The organism is Thalassobellus citreus, assembly GCF_044385915.1.
GTDB lineage: Bacteria > Bacteroidota > Bacteroidia > Flavobacteriales > Flavobacteriaceae > Thalassobellus > Thalassobellus citreus.
In genome coordinates, this window is record NZ_JBISCC010000124.1 from 97,257 (window position 1) to 115,076 (window position 17,820).

Below are 17,820 nucleotides of genomic sequence, written 5' to 3' on the forward strand. Positions count from 1 at the left end.
CCAAAAAAAAACTTCCTTTTAAAAAGGAAGTTTTAATATGTTATAAAATAGAATTTACTATTTAACCTCTGTCTCTTTTACAGGATCTGGTTTAACTTTTCCTTTAATACGAATTATTTTTGTTGGTGCGTTTACGGCATTAGAAGTTAAAGTGACACTTTTAGAAAAAGCCCCAACTCTGTTTGTTGCGTATTTAACTTTAATTACAGCAGATGCTCCTGGAGCAATTGGCTCTTTTGGCCATGTAGGAACTGTACATCCGCAAGATCCTTTTGCTTTTGTTATTACTAAAGGTGCATTACCTGTGTTAGTGAATTTAAACTCTCTTTTTCCATCGGCATTGTGCTCAATAGTACCGTAATCTATAGTTTCAGATTCGAATTCAATTTTTGCTCCATCTTTATTAGTAGTAGCCTCTTCAGTAGCTGTAGTTTTTGTAACGGTTTGAGCAACACTTATAGTTGTCATTGCTAGTAAAGCAAAGCTTAATAAAATTACTTTTTTCATGTTTGTATGGGAATATTATGTTAATATATATGTCAAAACTAACAAAACTTATTTAATCTCTTAAGTATTGGTAAGCAGAATTTTATTTTTAACATAATTTTATAACATCTTTTGAATTGACTAAATTCGCCATGAGACAAAAATCCAAATTAAAATTTTATTTTTTTGACAGCAAAAACTAAGACTAAGAAGGAAACACCGTTAATGAAACAGTATAATGCTATTAAGGCAAAATACCCTGATGCTTTGTTGTTGTTTCGTGTGGGCGATTTTTATGAAACCTTTGGAGAAGATGCTATTAAAACAGCAGGAATTTTAGGTATTATTTTAACTAAACGAGGAGCTGGTAGCGAGAGTGAAATTGAGTTGGCAGGATTTCCGCATCATTCTATAAACACCTATTTGCCTAAGTTGGTTAAAGCAGGACAACGTGTTGCTATTTGCGATCAGTTAGAAGACCCTAAGCAAACAAAAACTATTGTAAAACGAGGCGTTACCGAATTAGTAACACCTGGAGTGGCTTTAAATGATGAGGTTTTAGTTTCTAAGTCTAATAACTTTTTGTGTTCGGTTTATTTTGATAAAAAATATATAGGAATTTCGTTTTTAGATATTTCTACAGGCGAGTTTTTAACGTCTCAAGGAAATGCCGAGTACATAGATAAGTTATTGCAAAATTTTAATCCGAGTGAAGTGTTGGTTTCTAAACAAAAACGAACCACTTTTAACGATACTTTTGGAAACGATTTTCATACATTTTATTTAGAAGATTGGATTTATCAAACCGATTATGCAAACGAAACTTTAATAAAACATTTTGATACTAAAACTTTAAAAGGTTTTGGTATTGACGATTTGCATGAAGGTATTATTGCATCGGGTTCTATTTTACATTATTTAGGCGAAACACAGCATAATAAATTACAACATATTGCTTCCATATCTAGAATTGCTGAAGATGATTATGTGTGGATGGATAAATTTACCATTAGAAATTTAGAGCTTTATAATTCTACCAATAATAATGCGGTAACACTTTTAAATGTTATTGATAAAACCATTTCGCCTATGGGCGGAAGGCTTTTAAAACGTTGGTTGGCATTGCCTTTAAAAAATGTTGAAAAAATAAAACAACGTCATGAAGTGGTTAGTTTTTTAACAAAGGAAAACACCGTGCTTCAAAAAATACAGAATCATATTAAGCTTATTGATGATTTAGAACGTTTAATTTCTAAAGTAGCCACATCAAAGGTGAGTCCTCGTGAAGTGATTCAACTTAAAAACTCTTTAGAAGCTATTGTGCCTATAAAATCATTGGCATCAAACTGCGATAATGACTCTTTAAAAATTATTGGAGATACTTTGCAAAGTTGTGAAGTGCTTCGCGAAAAAATAAAAGAAACACTTAACGAAGAAGCTCCCGTAAATGTTTTAAAAGGGAATAGTATTGCTGCTGGTTTTTCTGCTGAGTTGGATGAATTACGAGGGTTATCTAAATCTGGAAAAGATTATCTTGATAATATGTTGGCACGAGAAAGCGAACGTACAGGAATTACCTCGCTTAAAATAGCTTCTAATAATGTTTTTGGGTATTATATTGAAGTACGTAATAGCCACAAGGATAAAGTGCCAGAAGAATGGATACGTAAGCAAACTCTGGTAAATGCCGAACGTTATATTACTGAAGAACTTAAAGAATACGAAGCTAAAATTTTAGGAGCAGAAGATAGAATTCAAGCCATAGAGCAACAATTATTTTCAGAGTTGGTTAGTTGGTTAAGTCAATATATAAAACCCGTACAACAAAATGCATTTTTAGTAGGACAGTTAGACTGTTTGTGTGGTTTTGCGCAACTGGCAAAAGATAATAAGTATGTATATCCAGTTATTGATGATTCTTTCGATTTAGATATAAAAGATGGTCGCCACCCTGTTATTGAAAAACAATTGCCAATTGGTGAAGCTTATATTGCTAATAATGTGTTTTTAGATAGAAGCACTCAGCAAATTATCATGATTACAGGACCTAACATGTCTGGTAAGTCGGCAATTTTACGTCAAACAGCACTTATTGTGTTATTGGCACAAATGGGAAGTTTTGTTCCCGCAAAAGAAGCTAGAATAGGTTTAGTAGATAAAATTTTTACTAGAGTAGGAGCTAGCGATAATATTTCTATGGGAGAATCGACCTTTATGGTAGAAATGAATGAAACAGCTTCTATATTAAATAATATTTCAGATAGAAGTTTGGTGCTGTTAGATGAAATTGGTCGTGGTACGAGTACTTATGATGGTATTTCTATAGCTTGGGCTATTAGTGAATATTTACATGAGCATCCTGCAAAACCCAAAACACTTTTTGCAACACATTACCATGAGCTTAATGAAATGAGTGAAACCTTTGAGCGTATTAAAAATTTCAATGTTTCTGTAAAAGAATTAAAAGATAATGTGCTTTTTTTAAGAAAGCTAGTTGAAGGAGGTAGCGAACATAGTTTTGGTATTCATGTTGCAAAAATGGCAGGAATGCCACAGCAAGTTTTACGACGTGCAAATCAAGTTTTAAAGAAATTAGAGAAGTCTCATTCAAGCGAAGAGCTTACAAATAAGGTGAAATCGATAGAAGATGAGATGCAGCTCAGTTTTTTTAATTTAGACGACCCTTTGCTTGAAAATATTAAAGACGAAATACTACATATTGATATTGATACACTTACGCCTGTTGAAGCGCTTATGAAATTGAATGAAATTAAGCGAATGTTGGTTTAGAAAAAGCGTGATTAAAAATAGTTTTATTTTTTTTGCAAAAAGGCTTTGCAGTTTCTATAAAAGTTTTAAATTTGCATCCGCAATAGCGATGTTGCTTCGTTCATTAAAAGACTGCGAAAGTAGCTCAGGGGTAGAGCATCACCTTGCCAAGGTGGGGGTCGCGGGTTCAAATCCCGTCTTTCGCTCTGAGACTTTCTTAAAATATACCAAGCTGAAGTGGTGGAATTGGTAGACACGTTGGACTTAAAATCCAATGTCCATTAGGACGTACGGGTTCAAGTCCCGTCTTCAGTACAAAAGCCTTATCTTTTATTAGATAAGGCTTTTTTTGTTTAGGTAAATTATTAATTAAACTTTCTGAATGTTATTGTAGGTCTTTGTAATAGATAAGTAATTAAGACTTTATTATAAGTAAAGCATTTTGTGTATTTTGCCGAATAAATAAGTATTTAAACGATTATTTTAAATATTTTTACTATCTTAGATGTGAGAATTAAAAGAGTGAAACATAAAGAGATAGCGAATAGCTTCTAAAAGAAACACTCATTTTTCTATATTAAAGGCTCTATTTGATGGCTTGATGCCGGTATAGAGCCTTTTCATTCGTTTTGTTTATTGCTAAAGTTTTATCTTTTTTATACACTACTTTATCTTATAATAATCTTGTAGTATATAAAATGCTTTTTTCTTAATCCCTTTTTCTGAAATTAAGCCTTTTCTGTTCCATCCGTCTTGCACGTTTGGTAATTGTCTAAGAGGCGACATAAAATCTACTAAAATCCAAGGCGTCATACCAGCCAATCCATCTATTTTATTAAACATAGCAAGGTTTTCTATATATAAGTTTTCTTGGTATTCTTCGCTCCAACGGGTAAGTTTATCGGCATAAAACCCTTGTAAAGCCCCACCACCAAACTCACTCACTATAATAGGTTTATCAACACTCGATGTAATCGTTTTTTTTCTACATTCTTCAGGTAAGCCTCCATACCATCCTAAATATTCATTAAAGCTCACAATATCGAGATATTTCATAATAGGATCGCTAATGGTATAGTGGTTTTCAGGGTTTCCATCACCTGCCTGGTCTTTTTTACAGGCAGCACTTAGTAAACGTGTATTGTCAATAGTTTTGATATGTTCTGCTATAGCTTTTAAGAATTCGTTTCGGGCATTTGTTGGAATGGTTTCATTAGCAATTGACCAAATAATAGAGCTCGCTCTGTTGTAATCTCGATTTATAAGCTCTGAGTATTGATTTTTTGCTTTCTGAAGTACTTCTGGGTTGTCCCATTCAATCCCCCAATATAAGGGTAGTTCTTCCCAAAGCAGAATGCCCATTTCATCTGCTAATCTTACAATGTTTTCTTGGTGAGGATAATGCGCTAAGCGAATAAAGTTACATCCTAATTCTTTTGCCCATCCTAGCACTAATTTTGCATCATCAATAGAGTTTGCTCTGTCTCTGCGGAGCGGATTCTCATCATGAAGCGAAATTCCTTTTAAGAATACAGGATTGCCATTTAGTAGTATTTGTTTGCCTTCTGTATCAATGGTTCTAAACCCAATATTGTCATCAATTGTTTCCGTTTCCGTTTTAATAGAAACCTTATAAAGTTTTGGGGTTTCAGGCGACCAAAGTTTTAGGTTTTTTACATTAATAGTAAAGTTGCAAGTGCCAGTTGAATCAACAATAATTTCTTTGTTAACTTTTAATTCAGGGATTATAATCTTTACCTTTTGAGAAAGTGATGCCCCAGTAAGTATTATACTTCCATCAATTTGTTTGGTTTTGAGATTAAGTGTCGATTTATTAAGTGATAAAAAATAATTACTAACAAACGTTTTTGGTACTTCTAATAGCTTAACATCGCGTGTTATTCCTCCATGGTTATACCAATCGGTTACTTTTGCAGGAATTTGATCTTTAGAGCGGGTATTGTTTACGCCTACAATTAAATAGTTGTCTTTTTCTTTAATAAGATGCGTAACTTCGAAGCAAAAAGGGGTAAAACCACCTTCGTGTTTTCCTAGAATTTCTCCGTTGAAAGTAATCGTGCTATTGTAATTGGCAGCTCCTAAGTAAATATAATAACGCTTATCTTTAGCAATGTTTTCTTTATCAAAAGTTTTACGATACCAAATACTACCTTCATAATATAAAAGTTCAGGTTTTTGAGCATTCCATCCACCAGGAACCCATAGTGTTTGTGCCGAATCAAAACTATATTCAACTCTGTCTGTTTTATCCTTTTGTTTCGTGTTTTTATAAAGCGGCATAAAACCAATTTGACCCCTCTCATAAGGATCCATTACGTATTTCCATTTACCGTTTAAACTGGTGAAAGTTCTATTTTGTGTATTAGAAATAAATACTTCTTGGCTATTTACTTGAGATATACTTGTAAGTAATAATAGTAAAAATAATAATAAGGGATTTTTAATTTTAAACATAGTGTATTAATTAAGATACCTCAAATATAAATACTTACTAATAGATATATGGTAAGTTATTTAAGTTTTTGATGTTCCAATATCTTCTATATATTTATTTAAGAATAGCCTTTTATGTTATTTTTTATTCATTAACCTTGTAAGCAACCAATTTGTTGTTGAAAAAAGTAGGTATGAGAAGCGTGTTTTCATCTTTTATGATGCCTATATCAGCCGTTTCAATATTATTTTCTTTAGTTGAAAGTAAAGATGTTAGTTTTCCGTTTTTAACTAAAAAAACTTCCCCTTTCCAGTTAGAAACTAAATAGCTTCCAGAGTTCATTCTTTCAATGCCATCACCTTTAGAGATGCCTTCGCAAATAACGGTTGCTTTTTTTGATGTTTTATTATATGAAGTGAATTTCCCGTCAGAAGAAGCTATTAAAACACGATTTTCTTCAACAAAAATACCATTTGGTTTAACGATATCTGATTTCCATAAAGAAATAGTATCGTCTTTTAAAATTAAAATTTTACCTGTATCCATATCTGTAATAAAAACGGTTCCGTCTTTATCAATAGAAATATCATTTAGCATTCCTGCATCAGTAACTGGGTGTTTTTTAATGATAGCATTAGTTTCGACGTTAATAGATATGACTTCGTCAACGTCAGTAACATAGAGTATATTACCAAAAAGACCAAGACCTTTTGGAGAACTCATGTCTTTAACCTACTCTAGTTCAGTAATATTACCATTTTTATCTAGTTTGGAAATGAATCCATTTTCATCTTTTTTTCTTGGATTTAGATTGACATTTGATACATAAATAACTTGTCGGGTTTCGTCATACAAAGCAGATTCTGGTGTTTTAAATACAGAGTCTGTTTCCCAAAGAAATTCTATACTAGGTGCTGTATCTTTTTTTATTACAGCTATAGATTCATTAATTTCTTTTTCTTTTTTATTGTTTTTACAAGAACAAAATAAAATAATACTTGATAAAATAACCGTTAAAAATTTCATTTTGCATTTCATAGAAATTAAATTTAAATATTGATTTTATATAAAAATACTAAAAATTAATTTTTGAAAAGAAAAAGGCAAAAAAAAAGAGAAGCTAAATGCTTCTCTTTTTTTTTACTTGATTTAAACGAAATTATTTAATCTTAATTCCGTCAATTTTATTGTTTACAGCATCTTTAGCGTCATTTACAGTTTTACCTGCAGCATCAGCAGCATCGTTAACTGCATCACCAGCGGCATCTACAGTGTTGTCAATAGCTTTTCCTGCAGCGTCTACAGCATCTCCAGCAGCATCAACAGTTTTGTCAATAGCATTTCCAGCAGCGTCTACAGCATTTTCAACAGCATCTCCTGTTGCTTCGGCAGCGTTTTCAACGGCATCACCTGTAGATTTAGCAGCATTTTCAACGGCATCACTTGCATTTTCAACAGCGTCTTCAACAGATTCTGCTTTTTTTGTATCTCTACATGATGTGAAAGAAAGGCTTAATACTAATAATAAAGCGGTACTTAATAATAATTTTTTCATTGGTTTTTGTTTTAGTGTTTTTTAATGGTTACTAATTTACTAACTTTTGCTTTATTTAGGTATGATATATACTAAAATTATTAACAAATGTTAATTAATACGTAGATAATTAAGTATTTGGTTTACGGCCCCTATATTATCTTTGATATATTCTGAATTATTAGACCCACTTTCTTTACAAAAGTCACTATTATCAATTAATTTATTTAAAATAGTATCAAAATCAGCTTGATTAGAAATAGAAAACATCCCCTGATTATCAATTAAAGCTTGTGCTTCAGGGAATTTAGAATGGTTATTTCCAATAATTATGGGAACTCCAAAAACAGCCGGTTCCAACGTATTGTGTAGGCCCGTGTTTCCAAGTGCTCCTCCAACATACGCAATATCTGCGTAATTATAGATTTTAGTTAGAATGCCAATAGTATCTATTATAAATACGTTGGCACCAGCAATATTTACTGCCTCTTTTTCTGAAAACAAAATAGTTTTTACTTTCAGTTTATTCTTTAAATTATTTATTTGAGAGCTTTTAATATTATGAGGCGCAATAATAAATTTTACATCATTAGATGCGTTTGAGTTTATATAATTAATAAATAATTCTTCTCCTTCAGGCCAAGTACTACCTGCAACAATGCATAGTTTGTTTTGTTTAAATTCTGAAATAAAATCTAAAGTATTGTCTTGCTCTAACTGGCTATAAACACGATCAAAACGAGTGTCTCCAGAAACGGTAACGTTTTTATAGTTTATAGATTCTAGTAGCTGCTTAGATACTTCATTTTGAGTAAAAATATGATTGAATGCAAAAAGAGCGTCTCTTAATTGTTTACCATAAAATTTAAAAAACGATTGATTCTGTCTAAAAGCTGCAGAAATTAATACAGTAGGTAATTTTCGTTCTTTTAATTCATTTAAAAAATTTGGCCAAATATCATATTTAACAAAAACAGTAAGTTCTGGGCTAACGATGTCTAAAAATTGTTTAGCATTTTTTTTAGTATCTAAAGGAAGGTAAACAACAACATCTGCAATAGGCGTGTTTTTTCTTATTTCATAACCAGAAGGCGAAAAAAAGCTAAGTATAATTTTATGGTTTGTATAGTGTTTTCTTAGTTCTTTAAAAACAGGAAGTCCTTGTTCATATTCTCCTAAAGAGGCACAATGAAACCAAAGAGTCTTGTCGTTTTTATTTAAGCTGTTTTTTAGTGTTTCAAAGGTGTTTGATCGCCCAATCGTACCTTTTTTTATTTTCGAATTAAAAGGAGCCACACATTTTAATCCAAAATGTGTTAAGTGTATGCCTATGTTATATATAAAACCCAATTTTTTTATTTGCTGCTAAAATACATTTCTTTAAAATAAAATTCTTTGTTAAATTAATATTATTCATAAATGTTTCATTGGTTAACGTTATTGAATTTTGTAATTTCGTTTGCTACAAATTGCCCAATAAAGGGTTTTCGTTAAAAGAGTCTTATTTCTAAAAATATAGGCTATAATTTTTTTTACATGAAGAAAATTCAAATGGTTGATCTTAAAGGTCAATATGAAGGAATTAAAGACGTGGTAAACACATCTATTCAAGAAGTTTTAGAAACAACATCATTTATAAACGGTCCAAAGGTTCATCAATTTCAAAAGAATTTAGAGCAATATTTAGGTGTAAAACATGTGATTCCTTGCGCCAATGGAACAGATGCTTTACAAATAGCTATGATGGGTTTAGGTTTGAAACCAGGAGATGAGGTTATTACAGCCGATTTTACTTTTGCTGCAACTGTTGAGGTTATTGCTTTGCTTAATTTAACACCGGTTTTAGTTGATGTTAATGAAGATGATTTCAATATAAATATTGAAGCTATAAAAAAAGCAATTACACCAAAAACAAAAGCTATAGTACCTGTGCATTTGTTTGGTCAATGTGCCAATATGGAAGCGATTATGGAACTTGCAAAAGCGCACAACTTATATGTAATAGAAGATAATGCGCAAGCTATTGGTGCTAATTACACTTATAAAGATGGTTCTAAAGCTAAAGCTGGTACAATCGGACATGTAGGATCTACATCATTTTTTCCATCAAAAAACTTAGGTTGTTATGGTGATGGCGGTGCTATATTTACAAATAATGATGATTTAGCACATACTATTAGAGGTATTGTAAATCATGGTATGTACGAGCGTTACCATCATGATGTTGTTGGAGTAAATTCTAGACTAGATAGTATTCAAGCGGGTGTTTTAGAAGCTAAATTACCTAATTTAGATAGCTATAATAAAAAACGTCAAGCATCAGCAAATAAATATGATGCTGCTTTTAAGAATATTGATGCTATTGAAACGCCGTATAGAAATGGTGCTGAAGACAATCATGTATTTCATCAGTATACTCTAAAAATAAAAGAAGGAGATAGAGATGCTTTAGTAAAGCATTTAAATGAAAAAGAGATTCCTTGTGGCGTTTATTACCCAATTCCGCTTCATAACCAAAAAGCGTATGCAGATGCACGTTATAATGAAGCCGATTTTACGGTAACCAATCAGTTAGTTAAAGAAGTTATTTCATTACCAATGCATACCGAATTGGATGATGAACAGATTGAATATATTACTTCAACAATTATAAACTTTATAAATGGATAAAATTTTAGTTACTGGCGGATTAGGTTTTATAGGATCGCATACCGTTGTAGAATTACAAAATGAAGGTTACGAAGTTGTTATTATTGACGACTTATCAAATTCTTCAGAAAAAGTATTAGATGGTATTACAGCCATTACTGGAAAAACACCCATTTTTGAAAAATTAGATCTTAAAGAAAAAGATAGGGTTGAAGCATTTTTTAAAACACATAATGATATTAAAGGTGTTATACATTTTGCCGCTAGTAAAGCTGTTGGTGAAAGCGTAAAAGAACCGTTATTATATTATGAAAATAATATAAGCACGTTAGTTTATATTCTTAAAGAATTACAAAAGTTACCATCGGCAGGCTTTATATTTAGTTCGTCTTGTACGGTTTACGGACAAGCAGATGAATTACCAATAACAGAAAACGCACCTGTAAAACAAGCCGAATCTCCTTATGGAAATACAAAACAAATAGGGGAAGAGATTATTAGCGATACTTGTAAAGTAACTCCATCATTAAAAGCGATTGCTTTAAGGTATTTTAATCCGGTAGGGGCTCATGAATCTGTTGAAATTGGAGAGCTACCAATTGGAGTTCCTCAAAATTTAGTACCGTTTATTACGCAAACAGGTATTGGGTTACGCGAGCAATTATCTGTTTTTGGTGATGATTATCCAACACCAGATGGTACGTGTATTCGCGATTATATTCATGTAGTCGATTTAGCAAAAGCACATGTTATTGCATTAAAACGATTATTAGAAAACAAGAATAAATCTAATTATGAGACTTTTAATTTAGGAACAGGAACAGGAAGTTCTGTTTTAGAAGTTGTTCAAGCTTTTGAAAAGGTTTCTGGTAAAAAACTGAATTATAAAATTGTAGATAGAAGAGAAGGCGATATTATTTCAGCTTATGCCGATACTACAAAGGCCAATGACGAATTAGGTTGGAAAACCGAATTGTCTTTAGATCAAGCTATGGATTCTGCATGGAAATGGGAACAGAAAGTTAGAAGTAAAGAATAAAAATTATAAAACAGAAAAAGAGAGGTAGTTAGTTTAAATTTTACAACCTTTTTTTGTTTCTACAAATATATTTTTGGTCGTTTTTGATACCTAATAAATTATTTAAGATAAGCTATATTCTGTTATTGTAATAGGAAGCATAATTTTTACAATTACGTACTTGTTTTCATTAGTAATATTAAAACTAAAATTATCTTTAAATAACATTTGTAGCCTGTCATGAATATTTTTTAATCCTAGCCCTTTTTTTAAATTTTCATTAAAAGTACCAGGAAAAGGTTTTCCATTATTTTCAACGATTATTAATAATTTATCATTAATTTTTTTAACACTGAGAACGATTTTTAGCTTTAAGTTTTTTTGTGAATAACCATGTTTTATAGCATTTTCAAAAATAATTTGTAAAAGCATCGTAGGAAGAAGTACATTTTCTAAATTATTGTCAATATGTTGTTTGATCTCTAGGTTTTTAGAAAATCTAATTTTAATGATATTTATATATTTGTTTAATAGAGTTAATTCATCTTGTAATTCAGATAGATTATCAATTTTATAATCTAATGTTATTCTTAAAAAATCACTTAAATCGACTAGCATAGATTTTGATTTATTTCCATCAATATCAATTAAAGTATGAATGTTGTTTAGGGTATTGAATAAAAAATGGGGGTGTATTTGAGATTGTAGCACTTCCATTTTTGCTTGTTCTAGTTTTTTAATCAATTCGATTTTTTGAATATGATTTTCTTTAAGTAGTTTTTTGTTTAAATAAATATGAGTTATTACTACTATAGAAAGATATATTAAAAAATTAAGGTCTAGAACATTGATGTAATAATAAATAATTTTTGAAAAAGTTAGATTTTGAACTGAAGAAGACCCAAGTAGTGTTTGCGTAACCACTAATCCGAAAAAGATAAATAACCCTAAAGAAAATGAAAGTAATAAATGAGTAGTTACAATGGTACTCCATTTATAATGATTAACTACTAGGTATTTTGTAATTATTGAAACAATAGACATAAAAAAAATGACTAGCATATAATCAATAAAATAGGTTTGAAAAAACATATACGACCAAGTATCATTAACAAACCTATCTCCTATGCTTTTAAAATAAATCATTTTTAAAAGAGCAAAAAAAGAAAATACAGAGTAAAACCCTAGAACAATGTAAAAGAGCTGTTTGTCTAAGTAAGGCTTTATTCTTTTTAAAAACATTTTAAGTCTATTTTTAAGTTTTTGCATTTTTTTGATAAAAACTAGTTAATTAACTAGTTAAAATTCATCAGATATTTCAGAAACCGAGATTTCAATAGGAAAGCCGATTTTTGTTATTACTTTATTATAATTATTATAAATACAAAACTCATGTTCACTTTTATATAAGGCTTCTAGTCTTTCTTTTATATTGTTTAAGCCAGATCCTTTTTTTAATAATGTTTGAAAGTTTTCTGTTAATAGTTTGCCATTGTTTTCTATCGTTATAATAAGTAGGTTGCCTTTCTTTTTAATAGATAAATAGATCTCCATGGTTGTATGGTTTTTGTTATAACCATGTTTGGTAGCGTTTTCTATAATAGGTTGAATAAGCATATTAGGAACTAGAATATTTTCTAAGTTCTCTTCTATATTAATATGAAATTTTAATTGATCTGAAAACCTTGTTTTATTTAAGTTTATGTATTTTTTAAGAATAGTTAATTCTTCTTGAAGTTCTATAAGATTTTCATCTTTTTTATCGAGGACATTTCTTAAAAGGTCACTTAAATCTACAATCATAGTTTTAGATTTATTAATATCTATATCCATTAATGAATGAATACCGTTTAGTGTGTTGAAAAGGAAATGTGGATGCATTTGAGATTGTAAAAATTTCATCTTTTCATTTATTAATTTTATTGATAAACCTGCTTTTTCTTTTTGTACCTGTTTTATATACTTTATATAATTGTATGTTAAAATAATCCCTAACATGGATGTATATATCAGAAAATTAAAGTCAATAACACTCATATAATGCTTAAAGGATAAGCTAGCTAGAATTTTATCATAATTTAATTTAAAACCTTCTACAAACAGTGTTATTATAATTGCTATTAAAAAGATTAACCAGCTAAATGCTAGAGATATAATTGAATGAATAATTATGATGTTTTTCCATTTAACTTTTTGATTGATCATTTTTTTTGTAAAATGGGCCACACATACCATTAGGAATATAACCACTATCCAATCAAAAAAGATATTGTAAATAATTATTGATAACCAATCTGAAGTAATAAATCTTTTATTTTCAATGTCTGGTGTTGTTACTTGTAGCTTCCAAAAAATTTTTTTTATCAAGCTTAAAATAACCACGCTGGTATAATACCAAAATAAAATTTTGATTAATTTTTTATCAACACTTTTAAACATTTTCATTTAATACCCATTTTTTTCTGAAACTCTTTTTTATGTGTTTTACTAATTCTAAATAATTTTTCATCATTCATTTTTACGTCAATTTCTCCAAAGCTAGAATATAAAACTTCTTTAATTAAAGATGTGTTTATAATAGTAGAGCGGTGAATTCGGATAAAACTAAAAGATTTTAATTGATATAGTAATGAGTTGAGAGATTCTCGTAATAGATATTTTTTTTCATTGGTATAAATTTCAGCATAATACCCAGACGCTTGTATATATTTAATTTGATTTTTTTCAATAAAAGAGATTTTACCATTCGCTTTAATAGCTAGTTTATTTTGTTTTACTTCCGAGAAATTTTCATTTGGGTCTTCAATATATCTTAGTAAATTATTTAATTGTTTAGTTAAATCATTAGATTTATTAGAAAGTAATAATTCTTTAACCTTGTTTGTCGACTTATAAAAACGTTCATCTTTGAAAGGTTTTAATAAATAATCAAAAGCAAAAAAATCAAATGCTTTTAAGGCAAATTCATCAAAGGCAGTAATGAATATAACTAGTGGTCTAATGGCAGGAGGTATTTGTTTTAAAATATCAAAACCTGTCATATCTGTCATTTGAATGTCGAGAAAAATAAGGTCTGGTTTTTTTTCATTAATAGCATCTATAGCCTCTTTACCAGAACTACATTCATCAATTAGATCTATTTCTGGAACATCATTTAACAAATTTGCAACTCTTTTTCTTGCTAAAAACTCATCGTCTATAATTAGAGCTTTAATCGTGGCATTCATAGGGTTTAATTAATTAGGGATTCTAAACTTAAAACAAATATTTTAATTCATTGATTATGTGTGGAGAACTTACTGCAATAAAATGCGTATTCAAATCAATAGTATATCAATATAAATCAAAAAAAGGATTGTTTAAATCAAATTAACACAGTTTAACCGTCTATTAACCTTTTGTTATGAATAATGACTACGAATTGCCACAGATGTTACAAAACCAGAGTGTTTCTCCTTTTTTCTGTATATGTGCAAGCTTTAGTTTTTAGCGGTATATATGTTTAGAGCCTTTGTCGATATATTAATATATGTTAATTCATATTATAGTTACTTCAATTCATTGCATCGAGCTAATCAAGTATAAAAATGTTCTTTTACTAATGCAATTGTATAAGGATAGGCAGATAAAGGCTTTACTGTTAAGCATAGTTTCGTTAAACTTTGTATTCATTTTGTAAAGTAATTTTTTGAATTAGTCACTTAAAAAACTTTACTGCCTTTCTTTTTTACTTTTTGTATTGACTAACTCAAAACATTTATTTTATGAAATTAAAAAACTACTATTGTGTGTTAGTGTTTATGCTATTTAGTACGATGGCAACATTAGCACAAGAGAAGACAATTTCGGGTGTTGTGTCTGATAAGAACGGACTATCATTACCTGGGACGACTGTTATTGTAAAAGGAACATCTAATGGTGTTTCTACAGATTTTGACGGGAATTATACTATTAAAGCTAATACAGGAGCGGTTCTTGTTTTTAGCTTTGTTGGTTATGAAACTCAAGAAGTAAAGATTGGCTCATTAAATACTATTAATGTAGTATTGCAAGAGGACACTCAGGCATTAGAAGAAGTTGTTATTACAGCTTTAGGTCTTTCTAAAGAAGAAAAAACATTAGGGTATTCTGCTCAATCACTTAAAACTGATGCGCTAAATGAAGGTGGACAATCTAATATTGTAAATGCTATAAACGGAAAAGTTGCAGGTGTAAGCATTACAAACTCAAGTGGAGCTCCAGGTTCTTCGTCTAATATTGTAATTAGAGGTTCATCAAGTATTTCAGGAGAAAACCAACCTCTTTTTGTAGTTGATGGTTTACCTATTAATAACAATACAGATAATGGATCTAGCTCGGGTGTTCTTACAGGAACCGATTATAGAGATTATGGAAAAACAGTAGGTACTAATCGTGCAGCAGATATCGATCCTAATGATATTGCTTCTTTAACTGTTTTAAAAGGTGGTGCTGCAACTGCACTATATGGAAATAGAGCTGTAAATGGAGCTATTATTATTACCACAAAAAAGGGTAGAGCTGGAGCTGGGTTAAATGTTACTTTAAACACCAGTTATACGTTTGAGCAAGTAAATAAAATACCCGAGTTTACTTACCAATATACTAGAGGTAGAAATGGTGCTTATTCTAATGTTACGCATTGGAGTTGGGGAGCTGCTTATGCAGCAAATCCAACGTTTCCATCTGGAACAACAACAGATTTAGCAGGAGATGGTTTTGTTACAGATGTTTCTGGACAAGCGATTCCATTATTTAAAAATAATTATAAGAATTTTTGGAATAATGGACATACATTACAATCATCTGTTTCTATTTCTGGAGGAGATGAAAATGGAAATTTTTATGCTTCTATGGGACGTCATGATCAAGAAGGAATTGTTCCTAATAGTAAATATGAAAGGATTAATACCACTTTAAGAGGCGAATATAAAATTACAGATAAGTTCAAGGTAGGTGGCTATGCTACTTATGTTAATTCTAGAACAGGAGCAATTCAAGGAGGAGATACAGGTTTTCAAGGCTTAGGATATTTTCACCATATGTGGGATATAAATACTCGTAAATGGAAAAGTCCTCAAGGTACAAAAACATGGTTTAGTACTACTGTTGCTGAACCGAATTGGGTTGTTAATGAAGAGGTGGAAGATGGTGAAGTAAATAGATTTATAGGTAGCGTTAATTTTTTATATAAGTTTACCGATTGGCTTAATTTATCATATAAAGTGGGTATGGATACTTATAGTGATGATAAAAGTATGGTTAGACCTATTAGTTCTGTTAATACAACAAATAATTTAGGAGATTTATATGAAATAAGAATTAATAATAAAGACTTCAATTCTGATATTTTGTTAACAGGAAAATTTAACTTAATTGATGATCTTGGGATAAATTATTTAGTAGGAAATAATGTTTATGAGACTTTGTATGATAGGTTGTTTGTTCAAGGTGACGGGTTATCAGTTGGAGGGTTTGAAGATGTTTCTAATGCTGTAACTGTAACTTCAAATAATTTAACTCTTAGAAAACGTACTATTGGTGTCTTTGGAGAATTAAGTTTCGATTATAAAGACACTTATTTTTTATCTGTAACAGGAAGAAATGACTGGTCATCAACATTACCTGAAGGAGCTAATTCATTCTTTTATCCTTCTGTTAGTGGAGCTGTTGTAGTATCTGAGTTTATAAAAGATCAAAGTTGGCTTTCGTTTTTTAAGCTTAAGGGGTCTTGGGCAGAATTAGGAAATGATTCTCAAGGGTTATATGGTACCACTAATACTTTTGCAAAAAGAGATCCCAATGTATTAGGAAATCCAAAGTTTACAGTTAGTAATGTTCAGGGAAACCCAAATATTAAGCCTGAAATATCTAATACATGGGAGCTTGGAACAGAAATTAAGCTTTTTGATAATTTAGTAAATTTAGATTTTACCTATTACAATAGATCAACAATAGATCAAGTTGTTCAAGTGCCTTTAGCTCCTACTACTGGATATGCAGCTTATTTTGATAACGCAGGAGAAGTAGTAAATAAAGGTGTTGAAGCTATTTTAAGTTTTAATAATATAATTAGATCTTCAGATGTAAATTGGGATGTTTTGTTCAATTTCACTAAAAATGAAAGTGAAGTAATTTCAATTCCTGATGGATTAGATGAAATCATAATTGGTTATGGATATTGGAATGGCGCTAGTATTGTAGCTAGACCAGGGTTGCCTTATGGAACTTTTGTGGGTTCTGGTTATAAAAGAAATAACAATGGAGATTTGTTGTTAGATGATAGCGGATATCCTCAAGTTGCAGATGAAAACTTAGTATTAGGGGATCCAAATCCAGATTGGATACTAAATATTAATAATAGCATAAGTTATAAAGGTTTTACGCTTAGTGGAACTTTAGAATTTAGGCAGGGAGGTGAAATATTAAATGATTCTGAAGCTTTTTGGGTTTATGCTGGTCTTAGTAAAACAACTGAAGATAGATTTTACAGTTCAAATGATCCAAATGCAAATGCTACAGCTGTATTTGATGGTATTGTAGAATCAACGAGCCAACCTAGCAATATTGCTGCACCATTAAATAATGGTTATTATCATAATTTAAATTCTTTTGTTGATGAAGCTCACATTGAAGATGCTTCTTGGATAAGATTAAGAAATATTAGTTTGTCTTATTCTATACCCGAAAAATGGCTTAAAAACACCGGTTTTACTGGGGTAGATTTAACGCTTTCGGGTAGAAATTTATGGTTAGATACTAATTATAAAGGTGTTGATCCAGAAACTAATGCATTGGGTGCTGGTAATGTACAAGGTGTTGACTTAATAAATGCACCAGGTACAAAAAGTTATGGTTTTGCAGCAAAAATTAAATTTTAAAAGATAATAA

13 protein-coding genes and 2 tRNA genes are annotated in these 17,820 nt (G+C 30.4%); 6 read left to right on the plus strand and 9 right to left on the minus strand.

Annotated features, from left to right (window positions below; all coding sequences use genetic code 11):
* Positions 1–57: 57 nt before the first annotated feature.
* Positions 58–507 (minus strand): DUF1573 domain-containing protein, encoded by a 450-nt coding sequence (locus ACH5TX_RS09355; protein WP_439339238.1) that lies wholly within the window; start codon positions 505–507, stop codon positions 58–60.
* A gap of 204 nt (positions 508–711) precedes the next feature.
* On the opposite strand from ACH5TX_RS09355, the gene mutS reads away from it, so the two are divergent.
* The 3 genes from mutS (at position 712) to ACH5TX_RS09370 (ending at position 3,570) form a co-directional block, all read left to right on the plus strand.
* Positions 712–3,276, plus strand: coding sequence for a DNA mismatch repair protein MutS (gene mutS, locus ACH5TX_RS09360; protein WP_439339430.1), 2,565 nt, complete (start codon positions 712–714; stop codon positions 3,274–3,276).
* Between the two features lie 113 nt (positions 3,277–3,389).
* Positions 3,390–3,461 (plus strand) — tRNA-Gly (locus ACH5TX_RS09365).
* Positions 3,462–3,486: 25 nt separating this feature from the next.
* Positions 3,487–3,570: transfer RNA gene (locus ACH5TX_RS09370), tRNA-Leu, on the plus strand.
* 348 nt (positions 3,571–3,918) lie between these two features.
* Here ACH5TX_RS09370 and ACH5TX_RS09375 read toward each other — a convergent pair.
* From ACH5TX_RS09375 to ACH5TX_RS09395, 5 genes are all read right to left on the minus strand, one after another.
* Positions 3,919–5,730: a glycoside hydrolase family 2 protein gene (locus ACH5TX_RS09375; RefSeq protein ID WP_439339239.1), complete on the minus strand. Its 1,812-nt coding sequence runs from the start codon at positions 5,728–5,730 to the stop codon at positions 3,919–3,921.
* A gap of 124 nt (positions 5,731–5,854) precedes the next feature.
* Complete coding sequence (locus tag ACH5TX_RS09380) at positions 5,855–6,433, minus strand: SMP-30/gluconolactonase/LRE family protein (protein ID WP_439339240.1); 579 nt, start codon at positions 6,431–6,433, stop codon at positions 5,855–5,857.
* Positions 6,434–6,442: 9 nt separating this feature from the next.
* Positions 6,443–6,736, minus strand: coding sequence for a hypothetical protein (locus ACH5TX_RS09385; RefSeq protein ID WP_439339241.1), 294 nt, complete (start codon positions 6,734–6,736; stop codon positions 6,443–6,445).
* A gap of 133 nt (positions 6,737–6,869) precedes the next feature.
* Positions 6,870–7,265, minus strand: coding sequence for a hypothetical protein (locus ACH5TX_RS09390; RefSeq protein ID WP_439339242.1), 396 nt, complete (start codon positions 7,263–7,265; stop codon positions 6,870–6,872).
* A gap of 90 nt (positions 7,266–7,355) precedes the next feature.
* Positions 7,356–8,594 (minus strand): 3-deoxy-D-manno-octulosonic acid transferase, encoded by a 1,239-nt coding sequence (locus ACH5TX_RS09395; protein WP_439339243.1) that lies wholly within the window; start codon positions 8,592–8,594, stop codon positions 7,356–7,358.
* A gap of 186 nt (positions 8,595–8,780) precedes the next feature.
* Between ACH5TX_RS09395 and ACH5TX_RS09400 the strand changes: the two genes are divergently transcribed.
* Both ACH5TX_RS09400 and galE read left to right on the plus strand, forming a co-directional pair.
* Positions 8,781–9,914 (plus strand): DegT/DnrJ/EryC1/StrS family aminotransferase, encoded by a 1,134-nt coding sequence (locus ACH5TX_RS09400; protein WP_439339244.1) that lies wholly within the window; start codon positions 8,781–8,783, stop codon positions 9,912–9,914.
* A complete protein-coding gene (gene galE, locus ACH5TX_RS09405) occupies positions 9,907–10,932 on the plus strand; it encodes a UDP-glucose 4-epimerase GalE (protein WP_439339245.1) in 1,026 nt (341 codons plus the stop codon). The genes ACH5TX_RS09400 and galE overlap by 8 nt, the downstream gene beginning before the upstream one ends.
* Positions 10,933–11,034: 102 nt before the next feature.
* Here the strand turns inward: galE and ACH5TX_RS09410 are convergent, their stop codons facing one another.
* The 3 genes from ACH5TX_RS09410 to ACH5TX_RS09420 form a co-directional block, all read right to left on the minus strand.
* The gene (locus ACH5TX_RS09410; protein WP_439339246.1) at positions 11,035–12,057 is read right to left on the minus strand and encodes a sensor histidine kinase; all 1,023 of its coding nucleotides are present in this window, start codon (positions 12,055–12,057) and stop codon (positions 11,035–11,037) included.
* Between the two features lie 153 nt (positions 12,058–12,210).
* Positions 12,211–13,116 carry a sensor histidine kinase gene (locus ACH5TX_RS09415; RefSeq protein ID WP_439339247.1) on the minus strand — a complete coding sequence of 302 codons (906 nt, stop codon included), beginning with the start codon at positions 13,114–13,116 and terminating at the stop codon, positions 12,211–12,213.
* Between the two features lie 236 nt (positions 13,117–13,352).
* The gene (locus tag ACH5TX_RS09420; protein ID WP_439339248.1) at positions 13,353–14,138 is read right to left on the minus strand and encodes a LytR/AlgR family response regulator transcription factor; all 786 of its coding nucleotides are present in this window, start codon (positions 14,136–14,138) and stop codon (positions 13,353–13,355) included.
* Positions 14,139–14,675: 537 nt separating this feature from the next.
* Between ACH5TX_RS09420 and ACH5TX_RS09425 the strand changes: the two genes are divergently transcribed.
* Complete coding sequence (locus ACH5TX_RS09425; protein WP_439339249.1) at positions 14,676–17,810, plus strand: SusC/RagA family TonB-linked outer membrane protein; 3,135 nt, start codon at positions 14,676–14,678, stop codon at positions 17,808–17,810.
* Positions 17,811–17,820: the final 10 nt, after the last annotated feature.